The sequence below is a fragment of the Pseudarthrobacter sp. S9 genome (genome assembly GCF_050156545.1).
GTDB lineage: Bacteria > Actinomycetota > Actinomycetes > Actinomycetales > Micrococcaceae > Arthrobacter.
In genome coordinates, this window is the sequence record NZ_CP189576.1 from 2843660 (window position 1) to 2868374 (window position 24715).

Consider the following 24715-nt stretch of genomic DNA (forward strand, 5'->3'; position numbering starts at 1 on the left):
TCCGCCGTTCCGACGGCAGGAGGTGGGGGATCGTCTGGCCGGGAACCGAGCGATGGCTGAACTGATAATTTGGGACTGTGAATAATCCGGCCGAATTGGTTGTCCCCAGAGTCCAGGCTGCTATTGCCAGCGCGTTCGGCGAAGAGTTCCGCGAGACGGACCCCGTGATCAGGCCCTCCCAGTTCGCGGACATCCAGATCAACGCCGCCATGGCGCTCGCCAAGAAAGTCGGCCTGCCGCCGCGGGAGGCCGCCGGGAAGATCGTGGACGCCCTGGACCTTGACGGCATCTGCGCCGCGGTGGAAATCTCCGGGCCGGGCTTCATCAACCTCACCTTCGACGGCACCTGGATCGAGGAGTTGCTCAACGCGGAGTCGTTAGCCACCGCGTCCACGGCTGCCTCCTCCGCTGCGGGGGCCGCACCGCCGGCGGAAGCCCGGCGCGTCGTCGTCGACTATTCCTCCCCGAACGTCGCCAAGGAAATGCACGTCGGCCACCTGCGCACCACGGTGGTGGGGGACAGCCTCGTGAAGGTCCTCGAGGCGCTGGGGGACACCGTCATACGGCAGAACCACATCGGCGACTGGGGCACGCCGTTCGGCATGCTGATTGAGCACTGGCTGGAGATCGGCGAGGACTCCCCGGCTGCGGCACTGCTGGTGGATGATCCCAGCGCGTTCTACCAGGCGGCCCGGGCCAAGTTCGACGCCTCCGCCGGAGACGAGGAAGGCTTCGCCACCAGGGCGCGGCTGCGCGTGGTGGCGCTCCAGGGCGGCGACGAGGAGACCTTCGCCGTCTGGCAGAGGCTCGTGGCCCAGTCGAAGCGCTACTTCAACGCCATCTACGCCATGCTGGGGATCAGCCTCACGGACGACCACATCGCCGGCGAAAGCTCCTACGACGCCCATTTGGCACAGCTGTGCCAGGAGCTTGAGGAGCGCGGCATCGCCCGGATCAGCGACGGCGCCCTCTGCACCTTCCCCGCCGGGTTCACCGGCCGGGACGGCCAGCCTCAGCCGCTCATCATCCGCAAGTCCGACGGCGGTTACGGCTACGGCACCACGGACCTGGCCACTATCCGCTACCGGGTCCGGGAACTGCAGGCCGACCGCATCCTCTACGTGGTTGGCGCCCCGCAGAACGTCCACCTGCGGATGGTCATGGCCACGGCCCGCGACGCCGGCTGGCTGCCGGACACCGTGGAAGCCACACATGTGCAGATCGGCAACGTGCTGGGCGAGGACGGGAAGATCCTGAAGTCCCGTGCCGGCACGCCCGTGAAACTGATGGCCCTGCTCGAGGAGGCCGTGGACCGTGCCCGCGCTGTCATTGACGCCGGCCGCCCCGAACTCACCGCCGAGGAACGCGCCGTCACGGCCCGCCAGGTGGGCATCGGCGCCGTCAAGTACGCCGACTTGTCCACGGGGCACGACACCGAATACGTCTTTGATTTCGACCGCATGCTGGCCCTGACCGGCAACACCGGACCCTACGTGCAGTACGCGGCCGCGAGGATCCGCTCCATCCTGCGCAAGGCGGGCGTGCTGGAGCAGTACGCCGGCGCCGGGACTGCCGGCAACGGCGGCGCCGGGACCGAAGCGCCCGCGACGGCGATCGCCGTCGTCGAACCGGCCGAACGCGCACTCGCCCTTCACCTCCTGGAATACGGCGCCACGCTGGGCAAGGTGCGGGAACTGCTCGAGCCGCACCGGCTCTGCGGTTACCTCTTCGAGCTCGCGCAACTTTTCACCTCCTTCTACGACCAGTGCCCGGTGCTGAAGGCCGAGGAATCGGTCCGGGAATCACGGCTGGCCCTGTGCGCCCTGGTTCTTCGCCGGCTGTCCGGCGGCCTGGAACTGCTGGGCATCGAGACGCCGGAGAACATGTGAGTCCGGCGGATTCCCTGGGCTCGGATTCCCGGAGCGCCGGCGGCCTGGGCTCCGTGGCCGCCGCGCGCCTCGCCGTGGCCGCGTTGCTGGACGCCGGCGTGCGCCATGTGGTCGTGGCGCCCGGCTCGCGCTCCGCTCCGATGGCCTACGCCTTGGCCGAGGCCGACGCCGCCGGCCGGGTGGAGCTGCTGGTCCGGGTCGACGAACGCTCCGCCGGGTTCACGGCCCTGGGCCTGGCCCTGGCAACAGGCGCGCCCGCGGCCGTGCTGACGACCTCCGGAACCGCGGTCGGGAACCTCCTGCCGGCGGTCATGGAAGCGAATCACGCCGCCGTGCCGCTCGTTGTCATCTCCGCGGACCGTCCCGAGGAGCTCCGCGGGACCGGCGCCAACCAGACCACCATCCAGCTGGACCTGTTCGGCGAGCATGTCCGCTTCGCCGTAGACGTGCCCGCGGGCAGTGACCCGCGGCGGGCCGTGGAAACCGCACTGAGCGCCGCCAGCGGGGCGTTCGAGGACACCCCGCCCGGACCGGTGCAGCTCAACCTGGCCTTCCGCGACCCCCTCGTGCCGGCGCCCGGCGAGGGCCTTCCCGACGCCGCCGGCCGCCGCGTGTACCGGGCCGCCCGGACCCCCTTGACCCTCGATTTCCCGGCCGCTTCCGCGGGCCTGCCGGAGCGGCGCACCGTGGTCCTGGCCGGGCACGACGCCGGTCCGGTGGCCGAGGCGTTTGCCCGCGCACACGGCCTGCCCCTGCTGGCAGAGCCTTCCTCCAACGCCCGGTTCGGGCCGAATGCCGTAGGACCCTACCGGCTGCTGCTGGAGCGGTTCGGGGCGGATTCCCCCCAGCCGATCGTGCGTGTGGTCCTGTTCGGCCGGCCCACGCTCTCCCGGCCGGTGAGTGAACTGCTGTCGCGGGCCGATGTCCCGTCCGCCCTCTACCAGCCGGTTCCCGTGGCCTGGTACGAACCCGGCCGCCGCACCGAGCTGCCGCTGGAGAACCTGGCGCAGCTGGGCGACTTTGCCGGCCGCGGCCCCTCGGCCTGGCTGGATTCCTGGCTCCTGGCCGGGGCCGCCGCGCAGCATGCCGTGGACCGGGTGCTCGCCGGTTCCGATGCGGCCACCGGCCCGTCCGTGGGCGCGCTCGTCTGGGAGCATGCCCGCGGGCAGCTCGTGCTCGGCTCCTCCAACGGCATCCGCGACGTCGACCTCGCCGGCAGCCCCACGCCCGGACCGCACGCCACTGTGTTCGCGAACCGGGGCCTCGCGGGGATCGACGGCACCATCTCGACGGCCACGGGAATCGCGGTCGGCGGCCGCCAGCAGACCACCGTGCTGCTGGGTGACGTCACCTTCCTGCACGACGCCGGCGGGCTCCTGCTCGGGGCCGGGGAGGCCGATCCCGAGCTCCGGATCGTGGTGCTCAACGACGCCGGCGGAGCCATCTTCGGGCTCCTGGAGCACGGCGCCGTCGAGGCGGCGGGCCGGTACGGGAACGCCGTCGAACGCCTCTTCGGCACCCCGCACACCGTGAACATCGCGGCACTCGCGGCCGCGTACGGCGTCGCGCACCGCTCGGTCAGCACGACGGCGGAACTCGCCGAGGCGCTGTCGGCGCCCGTCGCGGGCCGCAGCATCATAGAGGTGCACACGGACCGGCACGGGCTGAGGGAACTGCATGGCCGCATCAGGGCCGCCGTGGGCGCAGCCGTGGCCGGGGTTCCGCAGACCTAGTCCGCAGGACGCGCATCCGGTCCAAGGACACGCATCCGCTCCGAGGACACGTAGATATGCGCGTCCCGTTGCCGGATGCGCGTCAGCCGGCCGGATCTGAGTCCCCGGCGCCCTACTGGCTTTGTCCACATAGCCGTCGTTGCCGAGAGCTGGTTACCCCCGGCCAGGGCAGGATGGGTCCATGGCGGAGCTTCCTCGACTGGTGCTGGCAAAGGACCTGACAATAATCGGCGCCAGCCCCCGGCCCCTTTCTGCCGCTGCGAAGTCCGGACGACTCGTGAGGGTCCGTCACGGCGTTTACGTTGACCGGGCTCAATGGACGAACCTTAATTCCTGGCAGCAGTACCGGCTGAAGGTTGAAGCCGCCGCCGAATCCTTCCATGCGCCCACGATCTTCTCGCACCACTCCGGAGCGTCGGTGTGGGGGATGCCCACCATCCTGAAATCGCAACCGGTGCACGCGCTGACCACATTCCGCGGCGGGGGAAGGTCCCGCGCCGGAGTGCGGAGGCATCTCGTGGAGCCCCTCAGAATTGAAGCCCAGGAAGTCGAAGGGCTCCTCGTCACCTCCCGGATCACCACCGTCCTCGATCTCGCGGCCTTTGTCCCTTTCGCCGAGGCCGTCGTTCCCCTGGACCATGTGCTCAAGCCCGACCCCATCCGGGACCTGGCGGCCCTCAGTAAAGCGGAGCTCCTGGATGCGCTGCCGGGACGCTACCCGGCGGCCGTGGAGAAACGGGTGCGTGCGGTTGTGGAATTTGCTGACCCCGCGTCCGGCTCTCCCGGGGAGTCCTACAGCCGCGGACTGATCCAGGTGTCCGGCTTTGCCCCGCCAGCGCTGCAATACGAGATACGTGATTCACGCGGCAGGGTGGGGAACTCGGACTTCTATTGGGAAGGCAGCCGCACCGTTGGCGAATTCGACGGCGCTGCCAAGTACCAGCGCGACGAGTTCCTGCGTGGACGGACTCCCGGACAGGTTGTGGTTGACGAAAAGGTTCGCGAGGACCGGATCCGGGGGACCGGGCGGGGCGTGGTGCGCTGGATGTGGGCCGACCTATGGGCGAACGGGGCTCTGGAACAGTTGCTTGCCGGGGCAGGCGTGCCGCGCCGCCGTCGGCCTTCCTCATGACGCTTCCATGGCGCCGGGAAACGCAAATGGTTCGGGGACACCCAAATATGAGTGTCCCCGAACCATTTGCGCGTCATCAGGCAGCTTGCGCGTCGTCAGGCGGGGCCTAAAGAACCCGGCTCAGGAACTCCTTGGTGCGGGCATGCTGCGGGTTGGCGAGGACCTCACGGGGATCGCCGGACTCCACCACCACGCCGCCGTCCATGAACGTCAGGCGGTCGCCCACTTCCCGGGCGAAGCCGATCTCGTGGGTCACCACGATCATGGTCATGCCGGACTTGGCGAGGTCCTTCATGACGTTCAGGACGTCGCCCACCAGTTCCGGGTCCAGCGCGGAGGTGGGCTCATCGAAGAGCATGAGTTCCGGGTCCATGGCCAGGGCCCGGGCGATCGCAACACGCTGCTGCTGCCCGCCGGAAAGCTGGGACGGGTAATGGCCGGCACGGTCTGCCAGTCCCACGCGGTCCAGCAGCTCAAGGGCCCTCTTCCGTGCGGCATCCCGGGACTGGCCCTTGACCTGCACCGGTGCTTCCATGACGTTGTAGAGGGCGGTCTTGTGCGGGAACAGGTTGAACCGCTGGAACACCATGCCGATCTCGCGGCGCTGGGCGGCAATCTCCTTGGTTTTGAGGTCGTGGAGCCTGCCCTTGACCTCCCGGTAGCCGATCAGCTGGTCGCCCACGGAAATCCGTCCGGCACTGATGGTCTCCAGCAGGTTCACGCAGCGCAGCATGGTGGACTTGCCCGAACCGGACGGGCCGATCACAACGGACACCTCGCCCTGGTTGACGGTCAGGTCGATGCCGCGCAGCACATGGTGCTGGCCGTAGTACTTGTGAAGGCCTTCGATCCGCACCAGCGGCTTCTCAGCGGTGATCGTCACTTTGCCTCCTCCTCGGGAAAGTCCATCTTCAGGGCCGGTTCCGCGTCGGCGCTCGGCGCCACGGCGGCGGATGCCTTGGCGGCGGCCGGGTTGATCGCGGCAGGGGCAAGATTGTCCACACCCTTGCCGTAGTAGGCCTCAATGAAGTGCTGGCCCACCATCAGCAGGCTGGTGATGACGAGGTACCAAATGGCTGCCACAATCAGCAGCGGCACGGGCAGATACGTCCGGTTTGCCAGGGTGTTGGTGGCAAACGTCAGATCCAGGGTGAACGGCACAGCAAGGACCAGGGACGTGGTCTTCAGCATGCCGATGGTCTCGTTGCCGGTCGGCGGCACGATCACCCGCATGGCCTGCGGCAGGATGATCCGCCACATGATCTTGGTCTTGCCCATGCCCAGGGCCTCGGCGGCTTCCATCTGGCCGCGGTCGACCGACTTGAGGCCGGCACGGAAGATTTCCGCCAGGTAGGCGGACTCATTCAGGCCCAGGCCCAGGATGGCCCCAGCCAAGGCCGTGATGACCACGCTGGTGTCCACGCTGAAAAATTCGGGACCGAACGGCACGCCGGCGCTGATCTTGGGGTACAGGACCGAGATCAGACCCCAGAAAATCAGCTGGGTGTACACGGGGGTGCCGCGGAAGAACCAGACCCAGACCCAGCTGGACCAGCGGAACACCGGGTTATCCGACTGGCGCATGAACGCAAGAAGGATGGCCAGGACGATGGCCAGGACCATCGAGGCAACAGTCAGGAGCAGGGTCCAGCCGACGCCCTGGACCACCTTGGTGTCAAGGATGTAGGTCCCCACGATGTCCCAGCGGAAGTTGAGGTTCGTGACCAGGCTCTGCATGAAGAGGGCTAGTGCGCCGAGAATGATGAGGGCGCTGATCCAGCGGCCCGGATGCCGCACCGGCACTGCTTCATTCAGTACCGGTGTTGCATGGTTTTGCTGATGGCTTTCCATCTTTGCACCTGATGTGTGGTCGGTTGCGGGAAGACTCAAGATCCGGCCGCCGGGTTGATCTCGGACTTGGTGATGGCGCCTTCAGCGTTGCCCCAGCCCTGCAGGATCTTCTTGTAGGAACCGTTTTCCATGAGCTTGGTGAGAGTCTTCTGGATGACGTCGGCCAAGGCGGTGTCAGCCTTGGCCACGGCGATGCCCTCGGGGGCCGCGTCGTAGACGTCGCCCAGCTTTTCGAGCTGGCCGTTGGTCTGGGCCAGGGCGTAGCCGATGATCGGGGAGTCGGATGCCATGGCGTCGATGCTGCCGTTGACCAGGCGGGTGGTGACATCCGTCTGGGTCTTGAGCGTCACGATGTTGATGGGCTGCTTGCCGTCCGCGGCGCACTTCTTGTTGCGTCCGGCCACATCGGGATCTTCCTGGACGGTACCGGTCTGAACGCCGACGGACTTGCCGCACATGTCATCCAGGGAGAACTTCTTCGGGTTGCCCTTCTGCACGGCCCAAGCGGTGCCGGCGTTGAAGTAGCTGACCATGTTCACGGCGCCGAGACGCTCGGGGTTGATGGTGAAGGAGGAGATGCCGAGATCGTACTTCGGTCCCAGGGCGGGAAGAATGCCGGTGAACTCAGAGGTCTGCACCTGGACCTTCAGGCCGAGGGTGGCACCGATCGCCTTGGCGAGGTCGACGTCGTAGCCCACGGGGGTCTGGCCATCGGGGCCGAGGAACTCTGCCGGGGCGTAGGAGGTGTCCGAACCCACGGTCAGGGTGCCCTTGGACTTGATGGCCGCGGGAACCAGGGCTGCGAGGGCATCGTCCTTCTGGACGGTGGAAGGGTCAAAGCTGGCATTGGCGCTGCCGGACGGCGAGGCCGCGCCGGACGGGCCTTTCTCGGAGGCGTTGGTGCAGGCCGAGAGAGCCAGCGCGCCAATGGCGAGCACGGTGGCGGCCTTGAGCTTGGGGCTGCTCAGGAGCGAACGGGAAATCTGCATTTTCTTACCTTTTGTTGCAGTAGGGATGCGTAACTAAGTCGGTTCATAGTGTATCGCCGACTAAGAGATGTACGTCACAGAAAACTAAGTTTCACTATTGGATAACTATTTGCGGCGGAATGCAAGAGTTCTCCGCGGGGGAGTGTCTGAAATCCCGGACTTTAGCTGCTGATGCCGAGCGATTCCAGCATCGGCCGGAACTTCGCCCAGGTCTCCGCGAGCTCGGCCTCGGGCACCGAACCCTCCACGACGCCGCAGCCCGCGTACAGCCGGACCGTCTGCGGCGATTCGATGACCGCGCCGCGCAGGGCGATGCCCCATTCGCCGTTGCCTGCCGCGTCGAGCCAGCCGACCGGGCCCGCGTAGGGGCCACGGTCCAGGTGCTCGAGTTTCCGGATGAGGGCGCCGGCCACGGTCGTGGGGGTACCGCAGACGGCCGCGGTCGGGTGGAGGGCGTTGATCAGGGCGAGGCACGTGGGCACGTGGCCTTCGACCTCGGTTAGCTCCGCCTTCACATCCGAGGCCAGGTGCCACACGTTGGGAAGCTCCAGGATGAAAGGCTCGCTGTGCGCGTTCATCGCCTCGGAGAACGGGGCCAGCTGCGTGGTGAGTGACTGGATCGCGATGTCGTGTTCGTGCCGCTGCTTCTCGGATCCGGCCAGCACGCGCTCGGCGAACTCCAGCGGTGAGCCCGCCATCCCGTCGGCGTCGCGGCGGTCCAGGGTGCCGGCCAGGACGCGGGCCTGCGCCGTGCGGCCTTCCACCTGGATCAGCATCTCGGGCGTGGAACCGACCAGGCCGTCCACGCCGTAGGTCCAGCATTCGCGGTAGCGCACGGCCAGCTGCCGCAGGATCTCCGCGGCGTTCACGCCGTCCGGCACCGTGGCGACGATGTCGCGGGCCAGCACCAGCTTCTCCAGCGCTCCCGTGCGGATCTCCGCGACCCCCGCGGCCACGGCCGCCATCCAGTCCGCCTCACTCAGCGAACCGGTACTCAGCGAACCGGTGTTCAGCGAGGCCGTGTTCAGCGTCGCTTCCCGTGCCAGGAGTTCGACGCCGGATCCCGCCTCCGCGGCGCCGCCAACGGCGGCGTCCAACTGGCGGCCCGCCAGCCAGCGCCCTTCCATCCTGCGCTTCAGGGCGGCGCGGGCACCCGCCTCGGTGAGGTCGCCGTCGTCGAACGTCAACTGGGTGAGCCAGGCCTTGCCGTCACGGAGCCCCACGACGATTTCCGGGACGATCAGCCGGGACTCATGATCGGAAACCTTGGAAAAGGCGAAGGAGCCGAAGGCCACGGGGCCGGTGCCGGGGCATTCCACGGCGTCCTCGATCTCTGCCTCGAGGACCAGATGGCGCCACCAGATGTCCGCTTCGAGGAAGCGTTCGGGGCCGGTGGCGGCGAAGCGCGCGATCTCGCCGAAGCCCACCAGGCCGGCTTCGCGGCGTGTCCAGCAGAGGACATCGTCACGGACCAGAAACGACGGCAGCCCCCCGGGGAATGATTCTGCATCAAGGGGGACTGTCAAGGTACGGAACGCGCTCGTCATGATGAGACAACACTACTCCCGCGCGGCATGACTTCCTTTGCGGGGGAATTGACCACTGCTTTGGAATACCTGGCGGATGGCCTGGACGTGGAACCTCTGCTCACTCATGCCTTCGACGCGGGGACGTTGCGGAGGCATTCGCGGCGGCGGCCGACCGCACCACGGGCTCATCGAAAGTGCTTCTCAAATTTGTCTGAGACAATGTCATGGTGAACCGAGCATCCTTGGAAAAGCGTCCGGACGAAGTAGCCACCATGTTTGACGACGTGGCCCCGAAATATGACGTCGTGAACGATGTCCTGTCCATGGGACAGACGCGCCGCTGGCGCCGGATCGTGGTCGAGGCCATGGACGTGAAGGCGGGCCAGCGCGTGTTGGACCTCGCCGCCGGCACCGGAACCTCCAGCGAGCCGTATGCCGATGCCGGCATCGATGTCATCGCCTGCGATTTCTCCCTCGGCATGCTCAAGGTCGGCAAGCGCCGCCGCCCGGACATCGATTTCATTGCCGGGGACGCCACCCGCCTGCCCTTCGCCGACAACACCTTTGACGCCAGCACGATCTCCTTCGGCCTGCGCAACGTCAACGAGCCCAAGAAGGCCCTCGCCGAGATGCTGCGGGTCACCAAGCCCGGCGGCAAGCTGGTCATCGCCGAGTTCTCCCAGCCCGTGGTGCCGCTGTGGCGCACCATGTACACCGAGTACCTCATGCGGGCCCTGCCGGCCATGGCCGTCAAAGTCTCCTCCAACCCGGACGCGTATGTCTATCTCGCCGAGTCCATCCGCGCATGGCCGGACCAGGACCACCTGGCCGCCTGGCTGCAGGAAGCCGGCTGGGAGAGCGTCACCTACCGGAACCTCAGCGGCGGCATCGTCGCTGTGCACCGCGCCCAGAAGCCGCAGGCGGGCCCCGCCGCGGGCACCGCAGCACTGGCCGCGCACTCCGGACCCGTGGCCAAGCTGCGGCGCAACATCACCCGGCCCGCGCGTTAGCCGAAGGTTGCCGTGAACGTACTTATCGTCGGCGCAGGCCCCGCAGGGTCCACCGCCGCCTACTATCTCGCCAAGGCCGGCATCGATGTCACGGTGCTGGAGAAGACCGGCTTCCCGCGCGAGAAGGTCTGTGGGGACGGGCTCACCCCGCGCGCAGTCCGCGAGATCCAGAAGCTCGGCCTCCCGCATTCCGAGGAAGACGGGTATCGGCGCAACAAGGGCCTGCGCTTGATTGCCCGCGGACGCACCATTGAACTTCCCTGGCCCGAGATGGCGGACTATCCGCAGTATGGCTTGGTCCGCACGCGGCTGGGCTTCGACGAGGAACTCGCCCGCCATGCCGAGTCCGCGGGCGCCGTCCTGCTGGAACGTCACAGCGTCACCGAAGCGCTGCGCTCCGAAGACGGACGCGTGACCGGGGTCCGGGCCGCACTGCTGGACGAGTCCGGCCGCAAGACGGGGCAGACGCGCGACTTCACCGCCGACGTCGTCCTCGCCGCGGACGGAAACTCAAGCCGGACCGCCGTCTCGCTGGGCATCCAGAAACGGGACGACCGGCCGCTGGGTGTGGCCGTGCGAACGTATTTCACGTCGCCCCGGCACGACGACGACTGGCTGGAAGGCTGGCTGGAACTGCCCGGCAGGGACGGCAATCTGCTGCCCGGCTACGGCTGGGTGTTCGGCGTCGGCGACGGCACTTCCAACGTGGGCCTGGGCGTCCTGAACTCCTCGAAGGAATTCGGCAAGCTCGACTACAAGCACGTCCTCCGGGACTGGACCGCCGGCATGCCGCCCGAATGGGGCTTCACGCCCGAAAACCAGGTGGGAGAGATCCGCGGCGCCGCCCTGCCGATGGGCTTCAACCGCACCCCGCACTACTCCCCTGGCCTGCTGCTTATGGGCGACGCCGGCGGGATGGTGTCCCCGTTCAACGGCGAGGGCATCTCCTACGCCATGGAGTCCGCCCGCTATGCGGCCGAGTTCATCATCGACGGCGACGCCCGGGAGCGCGCCGGTGCCTGGCGTCTAGCGGCCGACGCCGACGCCCACTTCTCCCGGTACGCGGACTACGTACGCGGGCAGTGGGGGAGCCACTTCACCCTCGGCCGCGCCTTTGTCTCGGCGATCGGCAGGCCTTCCGTGATGAAGCTCGCGGTCCGGACCGGCATGCCGTTCCCTGCACTGATGCGTTTTGTGGTCCGGCTGATGGCCAACGCCACGGATGCCTCCGCGATGGGTTTCGAGGACAGGGTGATCCGGATCCTGGAGGCGCTGGTGCCTGCCACGTCCAACACTTCCGTGCCCCCTTCCAGCTACAAGTCCGCGGTTTCCGCAACAAAAGTTAGGGTTAACCCGTGACCAACTCTGCAGACCAAAGCTGGACGCACGCCGGACACGGCCTGCCGAGCTCTGAACCCGACCTCAATACCACCGCCATCGCCACCGGACTCCAGCTGCCGGCTGGCTTCGCGGCCATTGCGGGGGACCCCGATCTCGGCCCCGCGATCACCACCAACCTGGCGCGCGTCGAGAAGAAGCTGCGCGAAGCCATCGCCAACTCCGATCCGCTGGCGGACGCAACGTCGCGTCACCTCGTGGAAGCCGGCGGCAAACGCATCCGGCCGCTGCTGACGCTGCTCTGCGCCCACCTCGGCGACGCCTCGCTGCCCGCCGTGGTGCAGGCCGCCGTCGTCGTTGAATTGACACACCTCGCGACGCTGTACCACGACGACGTCATGGACTCCGCTCCGTTCCGCCGCGGCGCCCCGACGGCCCACGAGGTCTGGGGCAACTCCGTGGCTGTCCTCACCGGCGATCTGATCTTCGCCAGGGCTTCGATCCTGGTCTCGGAGCTCGGGTCCCGCGCGCTCGGCATCCAGGCCCGCACTTTCGAGCGGCTGTGCCTGGGTCAGCTGCACGAGACCGTGGGCCCGCGGCCGGACGAGGATCCGGTGGAGCACTACCTCTCTGTCATCGCGGACAAGACCGGCTCGCTCGTGGCGGCCTCCGGCCAGCTCGGCGCGATCTTCTCCGGCGCCGACGAGGCGTACGAAGCCCTCCTGGTCGAGTACGGCGAGAAGGTGGGTGTGGCCTTCCAGCTGGCCGACGACGTCATCGATGTCACCGGGATCAAGGTCAAGTCCGGCAAGTCCCCGGGCACTGACCTGCGTGAGGGTGTGCCGACCCTGCCGGTGCTGCTGCTGCGCAACGCCGCCCGCGATGGCGACCAGTCCGCCGTCGAACTCCTGAAGCTGATCGACGGCGACCTCAGCTCGGACGAGGCCCTGGCGGCCGCCGTGGCCGGCTTGCGGGAACATCCCGTCACCGCTCAGTCCTGGGTTGTGGCACGTGCCTGGGCCGACGAGGCCATCGCCGCCCTGGTCCCGCTGCCCGAGGGCGTGGTGAAGTCCTCGCTGACCAGCTTTGCGCGGGCCGTGGTGGATCGCAGCAGCTAGCTAGGTTCCCGCCTGCTTGCCGCCCCGGTTTGCACATTGTTTAGCTCATTGCTAAACGGAATGGCCCCGGTTCCTCACAACGTGTCGAGTCATCCGTTGTGCCGAACCGGGGCCATTTCTCCGTTCGCATCAGGTCCACAGGAGTCATTTGGTGAGCCCAAAAATGAGCTTATGACAGCAACGTCACAGTGTCTAGCGTTTTTGTAAATTGGTTGTCACAGGATTTCTTGTGACGAGGGGCGCCCGTCCGGGGCGGCTTTGGGCCTGATCTGAGTCTTCCAATGGGTCTGCGACGGCGTGTCCGTGTCAAAGTGCCCCGGGAGGGCGCGGCTTGTTGTCCACGATTGCCCAAAGATGTCCACATGGCACGGATACGGTCCACTCACTGCGCGGTGCACAGGGCAGCTTGGGGGAATGAAACTAACCGCTTTCCTGTCCGCTCGGGGCGGATCAGCCGGCACCGCGGGAATTATAGGTGCCGGATTCAGCCGCCGCGACATCGACGTTGCCCTCGCCGCATGCACGATCATCAGGATCCGGCGCGGGCATCATTCGCTGGCCAAGGAAGCGACGGACTATCGCGCCGCACTTGAGCTGCGGGGCCTGCTGACATGCCTGTCGGCGGCGCCCACCTACGGTTTGTGGACACTAGTTCCCGGGCAAGACCTGCACCTTTGCGTCGGGCATCGATCCGCTCCGGCGGGTGCGGTGTCCCACGGCCGCTGTCGTCACCCCGGCCAGCCCTGGCTGCCGGTGGCGGGGCTGGCCGATGTGCTGGTCCATGCCGTGCATTGCCTGCCGGAACTGCAGGCCCTGGTGATGATCCAGTGCGCTGTCGGCCGGGGCGACATCAGCCTCGAATTCGTGCGCAGCCAGCTGGGCGGCAACCGGAACGGCCGGGCCAGGTCCGTGTTGGAGCTGGTCATCCCGCGTGCCGATTCCCTGCTGGAAGTCCTGGCCAATGTTGCATTCCAGCGGGCCGGTCTCTCGCTACGCCGGCATGTCGAGATTCCCGGCGTGGGGGAGGTGGACTTCCTGATTGAAGAGTGCCTCGTCGTGGAGACTGATGGCGGGTCGCATCTGGAACCGCATCAGGTCAAGAAGGACCGGCGCCGCAACAACGCCTCCGTGGCCGGGGGCTACCTGGTGCTCAGGTTCGGCTATGACGACGTCGTCCACCACCCCGAGCGGATGGTGGCGGAAGTCCTGGCGGTGCTGGAGCAGCGGCATAAGGGAGCGTTCCATCCCTGAGCAGCTTGGCGGCCGCCGTCCGGGGCTACTCTGAAGGCCTAGCGCTGCAAGCCCCGGGCAAAGCACGGCGTGTCCGAGTCAAAGTGCCCCCGCTGGGAGCGGCTCCGCTCACGAGGACGGCAGTTAGTCCTCGTCTTCGTCGTTGAAGGCCCACTCGAACATGTCGAAGACGAACTCGGAGAAAGTCCCTTCTTCGCTCTTCCACTGGCCACGGGCGTTGTTGCGGCGCCATACGATGGGATCCGGCACCCCCAGATCGCCGACGCGGAAGCCCCAGGTGAACTGTTCTTCCTCGTCCTCGAGAAACATCAGGAAGCCTTCGTCATCCACTTCGAGCTCTTCGGGGTCCCAGAAGTAGTGGTAGGCCTCCATGAGGTCTTCGCAGCCGCCGAGGGCCAAATAGAACTCCTTCAGGACCAGCGGCACCTGGAACTGGTGCTCGGTGAGGGCCGCATCGAGCTCGTCGGCCGCGAGTCCGTCCTCATCCTGCCATTCGTCTTCGAGATACTTCGGGACAAGCGCGCGGAATTTCTCGAGGAACATGTCAGTCATGCTCTTATCCTAGCTAATCCCGGGTGCCGGTTTCCGCCGTGTCCAGGCCGAGGCGGTGCCAGCCGCGGACCGCCAGCGGAACATGCCAGTGACGCCGCCAGGCCGTGACGCGGAAGGCGAAAACCACGGCGGACACGGCACTCGCGGTCAGCGCGGTGAAGCTGCCCGAGAGCGACAGGACCGCCGTCAGGGCCGCCCCGGCGAACGCAGGGAGGGCATAGAGATCCCTGGGGTCGAACAGCTGGGGCACCTCATTGGCGGTGATGTCCCGCAACAGGCCGCCGCCCACCGCCGTCGTGACCCCCAGCAGGACGGCCGCAACGGGGTTCATCCCCGCGGACAGTGCCTTGAGCGTGCCGGTGATGCAGAACAGGGCCAGGCCGCCGGCGTCGAACAGGACCAGGAGCGAGGTGAAGCGCTGGACGCTGGAGAACAGGAAATACACGAGCACCGCGGCGAGGAGCGGCGGGGCAAGGTAGGCCGGATTGGTGAAGGCCGCGGGCGGCCCGGCACTGATGATGATGTCCCTGATGACGCCGCCGCCCAGGCTGACCACAGAGGCCAGGAGCAGCGAGCCGATGATGTCGAACTGCTTCCGCGCCGCGAGCAGCGAACCGGAGACGGCGAAGAAGAAGACGCCGGCCAGGTCCAGCCAGACCAGGACAAGGCTAAAGGAGAAGGTCATGGGGCGTCCCGGTCGAGATCAAGGGGGCGGATGGGGCGGCTCCAACGTTACGCTAGCCCCTATGAATAGCCCCATCCTGATCGCCTGCGCCCACGGCACGTCCAGCTCGCTCGGCGCCGCGGAGGTGAACGCGCTCCGGGACGGCATCGCCGCCCTGCGGCCCGGACTGGACGTCCGCGAGGCCTATGTCGACGTGCAGGATCCCGAGCTGCCGGCCGTCGTGACGGGCCTTCCGGCGGGGGAGTCCGCCGTCGTGGTGCCTTTGCTGCTGAGCGTCGGGTACCACGTCAAGGTGGACATCGCCCGGGCCGTCAAGAGCCGGCCGGACACTTTCGCGGCCGCCCCGCTGGGTCCGGACCCGCGGCTCGCGTCCCTGCTGGACCGGCGTCTCCGGGAAGCCGGCGTGACGGAGGACGACGCCGTGGTGCTCGCCGCCGCCGGTTCCTCCGACCCCAACGCGTCACGGAACGTCGAGGCGCTCGCCGACCAGCTGCGGGCGCTGCGGCCCAACCGGATCGTGCCCGGCTACGGTGCCTCGGCCAAGCCCTCGGTCCCCGACGCCGTGGCGGCGCTGCGAGAGGAGGGGGCTCTGGTCGCTGCGGGGCCGCAAGGGAAGGTGGTCATCGCCTCCTACTTGCTGGCACCGGGCTTCTTCCACGACCAGCTGGCCAAGGCCGGCGCTGACCTGGTCACGGCGCCGCTGTTGCCCTCGCCGGTGCTCGCCGAGATCGCCCTGGAACGCTACGACGCGGCCCTCGCGGTTCGGGCCTGACGGACGGGCCTGAGCGGCCGGGCCGAGCGGCCTCGCCGATGCACAGCAGCCCTGCTTCTTCAAGGCTTTCCGGCGGTTCGTGACGAAATGTTTCCCTAGGTGACCTCCCGTTTCTGAGCCTTTGTGACGGCATTACGGCCACCCCTACAGTCGATGCATGACTGATACAGCTCTAGCCGGAGCGTCCACGGACCAGGCTGCCGCCGGCCGCACCAAACGCCCCGCGTCCCGTCCCGCGGCCAAGCCGCACGGGCAATGGAAGGTGGACGGCACTGCGCCGCTGAACGCCAACGAGACCTGGAAACAGGAAGACAACGGCCTGAACGTCCGCGAGCGTATCGAGTCCGTCTACTCCAAGCACGGCTTCGATTCCATTGACGGCACTGACCTGCACGGCCGCTTCCGCTGGTGGGGCCTCTACACCCAGCGCAAGCCCGGGATCGACGGCGGCAAGACCGCCACGCTCGAGCCGCACGAGCTTGAGGACAAGTACTTCATGCTGCGCGTCAGGATCGACGGCGGTGCCCTCACCACCGAACAGCTGCGCGTGATCGGCCAGATCTCCGTGGACTTCGCCCGCGATTCGGCCGACCTCACGGACCGCCAGAACATCCAGCTGCACTGGATCCGCGTGGAGGACGTGCCGGAGATCTGGCGCCGCCTCGAAGCTGTCGGCCTGTCCACCACGGAAGCCTGCGGCGATGTTCCCCGCGTCATCCTCGGTTCCCCGGTGGCAGGCATCGCCAAGGACGAGATCATCGACCCCACGCCGCTGATCCAGGAACTTGCCGAGCGCTTCATCGGCGACCCTGAGCTGGCCAACCTGCCCCGCAAGTACAAAACCGCCATCACCGGCCACCCCAGCCAGGACGTGGTCCACGAGATCAACGACTTCGGCCTGGTGGGCATGGTCCACCCCGAACTCGGCGTCGGCTACGACCTCTGGGTCGGCGGCGCGCTCTCCACCAACCCCATGCTGGCCAAGCGGCTCGGCGCCTTCGTCAAGCCCGAGGAGGCCGCCGAAGTCTGGCTCGGCGTGACCAGCATCTTCCGCGACTACGGCTACCGGCGCATGCGCACCAAGGCGCGCCTGAAGTTCCTGCTGGCCGACTGGGGGCCGGAAAAATTCCGGCGGATCCTCGAGGACGAGTACCTCGGCTACAAACTGTCCGACGGCCCGGCCGCGCCCAAGCCCTCCACCCCGGGTGACCACATCGGCGTGCACGAACAGAAGGACGGCAAGTTCTTCATCGGCGCCACCCCGCTGGCCGGCCGCCTGTCCGGCAGCCAGCTGGTGAAGCTGGCTTCCACGCTGGAAGCCCGCGGCTCGCAGCGCCTGCGCACCACTCCGCACCAGAAGCTGGTCGTCCTCGACGTGCCGAAGGAGCAGGTGGAACCGCTCGTGGCCGAGCTCGACGCCCTGGGCCTCTCCGCCCGTCCGTCAGTGTTCCGCCGCGGCACCATCGCCTGCACCGGTATCGAGTACTGCAAACTGGCCATCGTCGAAACCAAGGTCACGGCGGCCACCGCCGTCGCCGAGCTCGAACGCCGCCTGGCGGACCTCGCGGACAGCGGCCAGCTGCCGCAGGCACTCTCGCTGCACATCAACGGCTGCCCCAACTCCTGCGCCCGGATCCAGACGGCGGACATCGGCCTCAAGGGCATGATGCTGCCGACGCCCGACGGCGACCCCACCCCCGGTTTCCAGGTCCACCTCGGCGGCGGGCTGGCTTCCTCCAGCCGCGAAGAGGCAGGCCTCGGACGGACCGTCCGCGGTCTCAAGGTGTACGTTGCAGACCTGCCCGACTACGTCGAGCGCGTGGTCCGGAAGTTCGTGGCGGACCGCTCCGAAGGCCAGAGCTTCGCCGAGTGGGCGTTCGCCGCGGACGAGGGGGACCTGCAATGAGCATCGAAAAGCCGGTGATTGAGTCTGTCGAAATCGAGCCCACCGGGGTAGCGACCACCGTCCTGCGTTCCCACGAGGAGCTCAAGGCTTTGGCCGAGTCCGGCGCCGCCGAGCTCGGCTGGGACGCCCCGGCCCGCGACGTGATCGCCTGGGTGGCGCGCAACTTCGAGCTGCCCGCCGTCGCCGCCGCATGCTCCATGGCCGACGCCGTCCTGCCGGCCCTCGTCGCTGACCAGCTGCCCGGCGTCGACGTGCTGTTCCTGGAGACCGGCTACCACTTCCCGGAAACCTACGCGACACGCGACGAGGTGGCCGCGAACCTGCGCGTCAACGTCGTCGACGTGCTGCCGGAGAACACCGTGGAGCAGCAGGACCGTCTCCTGGGCAAGGACCTGTTCGCCCGGGACGCCGCCCAGTGCTGCGCCCTGCGCAAGGTGGCTCCGCTCCGGCGCACCCTCGCCGGCTACGAACTCTGGTTCACCGGAGTCCGCCGCGACGAAGCCCCCACCCGCACCAACACGCCGCTGATCAGCTGGGACGAGACCAACGGCCTGGTCAAGGTCAACCCCGTTGCGGCCTGGAGCTTCGACCAGCTGGTGCAGTACTCCGATGACAACCTCCTTCCCGTCAACCCGCTGCTTTCGCAGGGCTACCCGTCCATTGGCTGCCAGCCCTGCACCCGCAAGGTGGCGCCCGGCGATGATCCCCGCGCCGGACGCTGGGCAGGAACCGACAAGACAGAATGCGGACTACACGTATGAGCACTTTCCTAACTGAGGAGCCCACTCAGGTGACTGACGCTGCCGTTTCCACGCGCCTCTCCAGCCTGGACACCCTCGAGTCCGAGGCCATCCACATCATCCGCGAGGTCGTAGCCGAGTTCGAGAAGCCTGCGCTGCTGTTCTCCGGCGGCAAGGACTCCGTGGTCATGCTGCACCTCGCCACCAAGGCCTTCTGGCCCGGCAAGGTGCCGTTCCCCGTGCTCCACGTGGACACCGGCCACAACTTCCCCGAGGTCATCGAGTTCCGCGACCGCACCGTTGAACGCCTGGGCCTGAAGCTCGTCGTCGGCAGCGTGCAGGAATTCATTGACAGCGGCGAGCTGGCCGAGCGCGCCGACGGCACCCGCAACCCCCTACAGACCGTGCCGCTGCTGGACGCGATCCAGCGCAACAAGTTCGACGCCGTGTTCGGCGGCGGCCGCCGGGACGAGGACAAGGCCCGTGCCAAGGAGCGGATCCTGAGCCTGCGCGACGAGTTCGGCCAGTGGGATCCGCGCAACCAGCGCCCCGAGCTGTGGAACCTGTACAACGGCCGCCACACCGTGGGCCAGCACGTCCGGGCCTTCCCGATCAGCAACTGGACCGAACTGGACGTCTGGCGGTACATCGAACGCGAAAACATCGACCTCCCCGGGCTGTACTACGCCCATGACCGTGAGGTCTTTGCCCGCGACGGCATGTGGCGTGCGGTCGGCGAGGTTTCCCAGCCGCGCGACACCGAGGAAGTCATCACCAAGACCGTCCGCTACCGGACCGTCGGCGACATGTCCTGCACCGGCGCCGTGGAATCGGCCGCCGCCACCGTGCGCGACGTCGTCATTGAAGTTGCCGCGTCCACCATCACCGAACGTGGCGCCACCCGGGCAGATGACCGCATCTCCGAGGCCGCCATGGAAGACCGCAAGAAGGACGGCTATTTCTAATGAGCACCCATATTGATACAGCCCGCGCCGCGGCACTCCTTGACGCCCCGCTCAAGGACGCGACCCTCTTCCGCTTCGCCACCGCCGGATCGGTCGACGACGGCAAGTCCACCCTGGTGGGCCGCCTCCTGCACGACTCCAAGGCGATCCTCGCCGACCAGCTCGACGCCGTCGCCCGCACCTCCGCGGACCGCGGCTTCGGCGGCGCCGGCGCCACCGGTACCCAGGCGATCGACCTCGCACTGCTGACCGACGGCCTCCGCGCCGAGCGCGAGCAGGGCATCACCATCGACGTCGCCTACCGCTACTTCGCGACGGACCGGCGCAGCTTCATCCTCGCCGACTGCCCCGGTCACGTGCAGTACACCAAGAACACCGTGACCGGTGCGTCCACTGCGGACGCCGTCGTCGTGCTCATCGACGCCCGCAAGGGTGTCCTGGAGCAGACCCGCCGGCACCTGTCCGTGTTGCAGCTGCTGCGCGTGGCGCATGTGATCGTGGCCGTGAACAAGATCGACCTCGTGGACTTCAGCGAGGCCGTGTTCCGCGAGATCGAGGCCGACGTGCAAAAGGTGGGCCGCGAGCTTGGGCTCGGAGCCGACGGCATCACCGATCTCCTCGTGGTTCCCGTGTCGGCGCTCGACGGCGACAACGTCGTGGACCGCTCGGACCGTACGCCCTGGTACGACGGACCGGCCCTGCTGGAAGTCCTGGAGACCCTGCCGGCCGCGGACGAACTCGAGAGCGAACTGGAGAGCTTCCGCTTCCCCGTGCAGCTCGTCATCCGGCCGCAGGGCGCCCTGGCTCCCGATGCGATCGCCGGCGGGCTCGATGCCGAGGCGTACCGGGACTACCGGGCCTACGCCGGCCAGATCACCGAAGGCTCGGTGAAGCTGGGCGACCAGGTCAGCGTCCTGACCCCCGGACAGGCCCCTCGCGCGACCACCGTGACCGGCATCGACTTCGCCGGTGCGGAGCTCACCGAAGCCGTGGCCCCGCAGTCCGTGGCGTTGCGTCTGGCGGACGAATTCGATGTTGCCCGCGGTGACACGATCGCGGCGGCCGGTACAATCCGGGAAGCCTCGGCGGATCTGTACGCGGCCCTGTGCTGGCTGTCCCCGAAGCCGCTCCGCGAGGGCGCCAAGGTGCTCGTCAAGCACGGCACCCGCACGGTCCAGGCCTTGGTCCGAAACGTAACCGGCAAGCTGGACCTCGCCAGCTTCCAGCTCGAGCCCACCACCACGCTGGAGCTCAACGACATCGGCCACGCGCAGCTGCGGCTCGCGGCTCCGCTGCCGCTGGAGAACTACCTGCACCACCGCCGAACGGGAGCGTTCCTCGTGATAGACCCGCTGGACGGGAACACCCTCGCCGCAGGCCTGGTCAACGACCACCCTGGCGACCACGAAGACGAGCGCTACTCGATCTGAGGGCACCCATCACCTAGGCGCAGCCTGTTTCCTGATCCGCTGCATTTGCCGCGGGCCAGAAAACAGGCTGCTGTCTTTTTGGCCCGAATGTGACGTTCCATGAACCCGCGTGACCCCGGGTTTCCGTGCCATTGAACCTCGTTTATGACACTCCCTATGGTGAATCCATGACAACTACGGAACGGTTCCACGGCCGCCCCCGCCGGGAAATCCGGAGGCGATGTCGCCGGCGCTAGACATCCGCCCGGCCCATCCGCACAGCCCAGAACAGGACTTCACGCATGTCATCCACCCCCGAAAACCCCGCCTCCGGAACCCAGCCCGGAACCCAGCCCGGCACCACCCGGATCGTCGCCGGTGAGTCCGGCAAGCCGAAGCGCAAGCGCACCTTGGAGATCGGCCTCGCCATTGGCCTGGTCCTGCTGATCGGCGCCGGTGCGGCCGTGGCGTCCGCCGTTTCCCGGGGCTCCGAACCCGCGCCGGCAGCCGCCGCGGCCGACGCCAATCCGGCCGCCGAACTCAAGCTTGGCTACTTCGGCAACATCACCCATGCCCCGGCCCTGGTCGGGGTCAGCAAGGGACTCATCGCCAAGAACCTCGGCGGGACGAAGCTCAGCACCCAGGTCTTCAACGCCGGCCCCGCCGCCATCGAAGCCCTCAACGCGGGCGCGATCGACGCCACCTACATCGGCCCCAACCCGGCCATCAACTCCTACGTCAAGAGCAAGGGCGAATCGATCAGCATCATCGCCGGCGCCGCGGCCGGCGGGGCGCAACTGGTGGTCAAGCCCGGGATCAACTCCGCGACGGACCTCAAGGGCAAGACCCTCGCGTCCCCGCAGCTCGGCGGCACCCAGGATGTGGCCCTGCGGGCCTGGCTGGCCAAGCAGGGGTATAAGACCTCCACCGACGGCAGCGGCGACGTCGCCATCAACCCGACCGAGAACGCCCAGACCCTGAAGCTGTTCCAGGACGGAAAGCTCGACGGCGCGTGGCTGCCGGAGCCCTGGGCCTCCCGCCTGGTGCTCCAGGCCGGGGCGAAGGTCCTCGTCGACGAGAAGGACCTGTGGGAGAAGGGCGAGTTCATCACCACGGTCCTGATCGTCAACAAGAAGTTCGCGGCCGAGCACCCCGCCACGGTGAGCGCATTGCTGAAGGGCCACGTCGAATCCGTGGACTGGCTCAATGCGGCACCGGCCGCGGAGAAAGCCGGCGTCCTCAACGACGCCCTCAAGGCAGCCGCAGGGTCCGCGCTCCCGGCCGATGTCATCGACCGGTCGCTGAAGAACATTGTCTTCACGGTTGACCCGCTCGCCGGGACGTACAGGAAGCTGCTCCAGGACGGCGTCGACGCCGGCACCACCAGGCAGGCCGACATCAACGGCATCTTCGACCTCACCGCCCTGAACGGCGTCACCGGCAAGAAGACCTCCGCGGAAGGGCTGGGCAAGGACTAGTTCCCCCGGTTCCACGCACCAGCCAGTCCCACAAAGTAAAGGACGTGACCATGCCAGTCGTACTGGAAAACCTGGGCAAGCGCTTCGGCGACGGCGCCCCGGTGCTGGACGACGTCAATGCCACCATCGGGCAGGGCGAGTTCGTCGCCCTGCTCGGTGCGTCCGGCTGCGGCAAGTCCACCCTGCTGAACATCATGGCGGGACTGGAGCTCCCGACGTCGGGCGCCCTGGAAGTGCCCAGCGACGGCGCCGCCTTCATGTTCCAGGACGCGGCCCTCTTTCCCTGGCTGACCGCGCGGGAAAACGTGGAGCTGGCCCTGAAGCTGCGCGGCGTGGGGAAGGCCGAACGCCGGCGGAAGGCGGACGAGCTGCTGGATCTCGTGCACCTGGGCGGCGCAGGGGACAAGCGCCCGCACGAACTCTCCGGTGGAATGCGCCAGCGTGTGGCCCTGGCCCGCTCCCTGGCCCAGGACCGGCAGCTGCTCCTCATGGACGAGCCCTTCGCGGCCCTGGACGCCATCACCCGGGACCTGCTCCATGACGAACTGGAACGGATCTGGAAGGAAACCGGCCGCACCATCGTGTTTGTCACCCACAACGTCCGCGAAGCCGTCCGGCTGGGCCAGCGCGTGCTCCTGCTCTCCTCCCGGCCCGGCCGCGTGGTGCAGGAGTGGAACGTTTCCGAGGAACACCGCACCGACGCAGGCCTGGCCGGACAGCTGACCGGCGTCATCACCGCCCGGCTACGCGAGGAGATCCGCCGCCATGCCAAATAAGTACCCTTCCGACACCGTCCCGGTGGTTGAGCCTGCCCCGGTGGTTGAGGCTGGCGAGACCCGCCACATCACCGCGGCCCTGACCCGGTCCTCCACCGGCACCGAGGACCTGCGCGAGCTCGAGTCCGGACTGGATTCCCTGCAGTCCGACGCCGTCCGCACCGCCCGCATCGACTGGAGCCGGATCCTGCTGCCGGTCGCCGCCCTGGCCGTCCTGCTGGTCGCCTGGCAGCTGTACGTGTCCCTGGGGATCAAACGGCGCGACCTCGTCCCCGGCCCGCTGGACGTCCTCGGCCAGATGGGAACACTGTGGGGCGAGGGGAAGGCCCAGGAGGCCATCTGGACATCGCTGCAGCGCGGAGTTGTGGGCTTCCTGATCAGCGTGGTGATTGCGACTCCGGTGGGACTGTTGCTGGCACAGGTGGCGCCGCTGCGGCGGGCGTTCGGGCCGCTGATCTCCGGGCTGCAGGTGCTGCCGTCCGTGGCGTGGGTGCCGGCCGCCATCATCTGGTTCGGCCTGACCGACGGCACGGTGTACTTCGTCGTGTTCATGGGCGCGATTCCCTCCATCATCAACGGGCTGATTTCCGGCGTGGACCAGATCCCGCCGCAGTACCGCAGCGTCGGCAAGGTCCTGGGCGCGTCCCGGCTGCAGCTCGCGTTGCAGATCATCCTGCCGGCCGCCCTGCCCGGCTATCTCAGCGGCCTCAAACAGGGCTGGGCCTTCTCCTGGCGCTCGCTCATGGCCGCGGAGATCATCGCTGTCGGCGGGTCCATCGGCTTCGGCCTCGGCTCGCTGCTGGACCAGGGCCGGGTCCTGTCGGACATGACCACCGTGATGACCGCCATCCTGCTGATCCTCGCCGTCGGCATCCTGATCGAGCTCCTCGTCTTCGCGCCGGTTGAAAAGCGCCTGCTCCGGCGCCGCGGCCTCCTGGCCGGCAGCACGCGTTAGGCACCCTCTCTTCTACAGCAACGCGGGGTCACTTACCGCCCATATTCCTCGGGTTTATGGGCGGTAGGTGGCCCCGCGTTGTTGTCCGGGCACCGGCCCCGGCCTACACTCACGCCTATAGGCCGGGTTACGGCCATTCCGAGCTAAATCTGAGGAGATAGCCGTGGCACCAAAATTTGGACTGCTGGCCCTTGTCGAAGCCAAACCGGGGAAGGAACAGGAGGTCTGGGACTTCCTCAACGGCGGCCGTGAGATCGTAGTGAACGAGCCCGGCACCCGGACCTGGTATGCCTTCCGCGTCAACGAGAACACTTTCGGCATTTTCGACACCTTCGACACCGAGGAGGACCGCCAGGCACACCTCAACGGTGCCATTCCCGCCGCCTTGGCCGAACACGGGCCGGCCATGCTCGCCAAGGATCCGGACATCAGGCCGATCGACCTCATTGCCGTGAAGTAGGCGCCGTCTCTCCGTGCCCAACGGGGGCACTTTGACACGGACACGCCGGGCTGTGCGCCCGACTCGGCCCGGGATCGCCGCCAAAGTGCCCCCGCACGGATGGCTTGACAGGCGCAGAGCCTGCACCCGCCACAATGTGACGCGGCGTTACCTTGCGTGAACTGGTGTTTCCGCGCC

22 protein-coding genes are annotated in these 24715 nt (G+C 67.7%); 16 read left to right on the forward strand and 6 right to left on the reverse strand.

Annotated elements, in window-relative coordinates; translation table 11 throughout:
* Positions 1 to 77: 77 nt before the first annotated feature.
* From argS to ACQCSY_RS13555, 3 genes are all read left to right on the forward strand, one after another.
* The gene (gene argS / locus ACQCSY_RS13545; protein ID WP_427129526.1) at positions 78 to 1889 is read left to right on the forward strand and encodes an arginine--tRNA ligase; all 1812 of its coding nucleotides are present in this window, start codon (positions 78 to 80) and stop codon (positions 1887 to 1889) included.
* The gene (gene menD / locus ACQCSY_RS13550; RefSeq protein WP_427129528.1) at positions 1886 to 3622 is read left to right on the forward strand and encodes a 2-succinyl-5-enolpyruvyl-6-hydroxy-3-cyclohexene-1-carboxylic-acid synthase; all 1737 of its coding nucleotides are present in this window, start codon (positions 1886 to 1888) and stop codon (positions 3620 to 3622) included. The genes argS and menD overlap by 4 nt, the downstream gene beginning before the upstream one ends.
* 181 nt (positions 3623 to 3803) lie before the next feature.
* A complete protein-coding gene (locus tag ACQCSY_RS13555) occupies positions 3804 to 4754 on the forward strand; it encodes a type IV toxin-antitoxin system AbiEi family antitoxin domain-containing protein (RefSeq protein WP_427129529.1) in 951 nt (316 codons plus the stop codon).
* Positions 4755 to 4860: 106 nt separating this feature from the next.
* On the opposite strand, the gene ACQCSY_RS13560 is transcribed toward ACQCSY_RS13555, so the two are convergent.
* The 4 genes from ACQCSY_RS13560 to ACQCSY_RS13575 all read right to left on the reverse strand — a co-directional run bounded on the left by ACQCSY_RS13560 (position 4861) and on the right by ACQCSY_RS13575 (position 9141).
* Positions 4861 to 5637 (reverse strand): amino acid ABC transporter ATP-binding protein, encoded by a 777-nt coding sequence (locus ACQCSY_RS13560; RefSeq protein ID WP_427129531.1) that lies wholly within the window; start codon positions 5635 to 5637, stop codon positions 4861 to 4863.
* Positions 5634 to 6605: an amino acid ABC transporter permease gene (locus tag ACQCSY_RS13565; RefSeq protein WP_427129533.1), complete on the reverse strand. Its 972-nt coding sequence runs from the start codon at positions 6603 to 6605 to the stop codon at positions 5634 to 5636. Before ACQCSY_RS13565 ends, ACQCSY_RS13560 begins: the two co-directional genes overlap by 4 nt.
* 35 nt (positions 6606 to 6640) lie before the next feature.
* Positions 6641 to 7594, reverse strand: a complete 954-nt coding sequence (locus tag ACQCSY_RS13570; protein WP_427129535.1) for an ABC transporter substrate-binding protein — start codon at positions 7592 to 7594, stop codon at positions 6641 to 6643.
* A gap of 161 nt (positions 7595 to 7755) precedes the next feature.
* On the reverse strand, positions 7756 to 9141 hold the full coding sequence (locus tag ACQCSY_RS13575; protein ID WP_427129537.1) for an isochorismate synthase: 1386 nt from the start codon (positions 9139 to 9141) through the stop codon (positions 7756 to 7758).
* A gap of 209 nt (positions 9142 to 9350) precedes the next feature.
* Between ACQCSY_RS13575 and ACQCSY_RS13580 the strand changes: the two genes are divergently transcribed.
* The 4 genes from ACQCSY_RS13580 to ACQCSY_RS13595 all read left to right on the forward strand — a co-directional run bounded on the left by ACQCSY_RS13580 (position 9351) and on the right by ACQCSY_RS13595 (position 13840).
* Positions 9351 to 10133: a demethylmenaquinone methyltransferase gene (locus ACQCSY_RS13580; RefSeq protein WP_427135827.1), complete on the forward strand. Its 783-nt coding sequence runs from the start codon at positions 9351 to 9353 to the stop codon at positions 10131 to 10133.
* Between the two features lie 12 nt (positions 10134 to 10145).
* On the forward strand, positions 10146 to 11492 hold the full coding sequence (locus ACQCSY_RS13585) for a geranylgeranyl reductase family protein (protein WP_427129539.1): 1347 nt from the start codon (positions 10146 to 10148) through the stop codon (positions 11490 to 11492).
* Entirely contained in the window at positions 11489 to 12589 is a 1101-nt protein-coding gene (locus tag ACQCSY_RS13590; RefSeq protein WP_427129541.1) for a polyprenyl synthetase family protein, read from the forward strand. The genes ACQCSY_RS13585 and ACQCSY_RS13590 overlap by 4 nt, the downstream gene beginning before the upstream one ends.
* 414 nt (positions 12590 to 13003) lie before the next feature.
* The gene (locus tag ACQCSY_RS13595; protein WP_427129543.1) at positions 13004 to 13840 is read left to right on the forward strand and encodes an endonuclease domain-containing protein; all 837 of its coding nucleotides are present in this window, start codon (positions 13004 to 13006) and stop codon (positions 13838 to 13840) included.
* A gap of 123 nt (positions 13841 to 13963) precedes the next feature.
* On the opposite strand, the gene ACQCSY_RS13600 is transcribed toward ACQCSY_RS13595, so the two are convergent.
* Both ACQCSY_RS13600 and ACQCSY_RS13605 read right to left on the reverse strand, forming a co-directional pair.
* On the reverse strand, positions 13964 to 14392 hold the full coding sequence (locus ACQCSY_RS13600) for a hypothetical protein (protein ID WP_427129545.1): 429 nt from the start codon (positions 14390 to 14392) through the stop codon (positions 13964 to 13966).
* A gap of 13 nt (positions 14393 to 14405) precedes the next feature.
* The gene (locus tag ACQCSY_RS13605; RefSeq protein WP_427129546.1) at positions 14406 to 15077 is read right to left on the reverse strand and encodes a trimeric intracellular cation channel family protein; all 672 of its coding nucleotides are present in this window, start codon (positions 15075 to 15077) and stop codon (positions 14406 to 14408) included.
* Between the two features lie 61 nt (positions 15078 to 15138).
* Between ACQCSY_RS13605 and ACQCSY_RS13610 the strand changes: the two genes are divergently transcribed.
* The 9 genes from ACQCSY_RS13610 (at position 15139) to ACQCSY_RS13650 (ending at position 24538) form a co-directional block, all read left to right on the forward strand.
* The gene (locus tag ACQCSY_RS13610; protein ID WP_427129548.1) at positions 15139 to 15849 is read left to right on the forward strand and encodes a sirohydrochlorin chelatase; all 711 of its coding nucleotides are present in this window, start codon (positions 15139 to 15141) and stop codon (positions 15847 to 15849) included.
* Positions 15850 to 16006: 157 nt separating this feature from the next.
* Positions 16007 to 17755 (forward strand): nitrite/sulfite reductase, encoded by a 1749-nt coding sequence (locus tag ACQCSY_RS13615; protein ID WP_427129549.1) that lies wholly within the window; start codon positions 16007 to 16009, stop codon positions 17753 to 17755.
* The gene (locus tag ACQCSY_RS13620; RefSeq protein ID WP_427129551.1) at positions 17752 to 18516 is read left to right on the forward strand and encodes a phosphoadenylyl-sulfate reductase; all 765 of its coding nucleotides are present in this window, start codon (positions 17752 to 17754) and stop codon (positions 18514 to 18516) included. Before ACQCSY_RS13615 ends, ACQCSY_RS13620 begins: the two co-directional genes overlap by 4 nt.
* Positions 18513 to 19460, forward strand: coding sequence for a sulfate adenylyltransferase subunit CysD (gene cysD, locus ACQCSY_RS13625; protein ID WP_427129553.1), 948 nt, complete (start codon positions 18513 to 18515; stop codon positions 19458 to 19460). The genes ACQCSY_RS13620 and cysD overlap by 4 nt, the downstream gene beginning before the upstream one ends.
* A complete protein-coding gene (locus ACQCSY_RS13630; RefSeq protein WP_427129555.1) occupies positions 19460 to 20890 on the forward strand; it encodes a sulfate adenylyltransferase subunit 1 in 1431 nt (476 codons plus the stop codon). Before cysD ends, ACQCSY_RS13630 begins: the two co-directional genes overlap by 1 nt.
* A 281-nt stretch (positions 20891 to 21171) precedes the next feature.
* Positions 21172 to 22347 (forward strand): ABC transporter substrate-binding protein, encoded by a 1176-nt coding sequence (locus tag ACQCSY_RS13635; protein ID WP_427129557.1) that lies wholly within the window; start codon positions 21172 to 21174, stop codon positions 22345 to 22347.
* 50 nt (positions 22348 to 22397) lie between these two features.
* Positions 22398 to 23123, forward strand: a complete 726-nt coding sequence (locus ACQCSY_RS13640; protein ID WP_427129558.1) for an ABC transporter ATP-binding protein — start codon at positions 22398 to 22400, stop codon at positions 23121 to 23123.
* A complete protein-coding gene (locus ACQCSY_RS13645) occupies positions 23113 to 24078 on the forward strand; it encodes an ABC transporter permease (RefSeq protein WP_427129560.1) in 966 nt (321 codons plus the stop codon). Before ACQCSY_RS13640 ends, ACQCSY_RS13645 begins: the two co-directional genes overlap by 11 nt.
* Before the next feature lie 163 nt (positions 24079 to 24241).
* The gene (locus ACQCSY_RS13650) at positions 24242 to 24538 is read left to right on the forward strand and encodes a putative quinol monooxygenase (protein WP_427129562.1); all 297 of its coding nucleotides are present in this window, start codon (positions 24242 to 24244) and stop codon (positions 24536 to 24538) included.
* Positions 24539 to 24715: the final 177 nt, after the last annotated feature.